This window comes from Streptomyces katrae (assembly GCF_000717655.1).
In the GTDB taxonomy this organism is placed as follows: domain Bacteria; phylum Actinomycetota; class Actinomycetes; order Streptomycetales; family Streptomycetaceae; genus Streptomyces; species Streptomyces katrae_B.
Genome location: NZ_JNZY01000142.1, coordinates 1 through 214, shown reverse-complemented (window position 1 = coordinate 214; position 214 = coordinate 1). Strand labels below are relative to the sequence as shown.

Below are 214 nucleotides of genomic sequence, written 5' to 3'. Positions count from 1 at the left end.
GACATTCTCCTTCCGCAGGGCGGCCAGTTCCTCGCGCTCGGCGGTGGTGAGCAGGTCTCCTCGCTCGCCGGCGTCGGCCTCGGCCTGCCGGATCCAGTTCCGCAGAGCCTCGTGATGCACGCCGAGATCCTCGGCCATGCGGCGGATCACGGGCTTCGGCTCGGCGGTCCGATACATCCGTACCGCACGCTCACGCAACTCCAACGGGTACTTC

General features: G+C 68.2%; 1 protein-coding gene. It reads right to left on the bottom strand.

Features of this window, described 5'->3' with window-relative positions; translation table 11 throughout:
- Window positions 1-204, bottom strand: a 204-nt coding sequence (locus IF09_RS48765) for a transposase (RefSeq protein WP_418953106.1), incomplete at its 3' end; no start/stop codon positions are given.
- Between the last annotated feature and the right edge of the window lie 10 nt (window positions 205-214).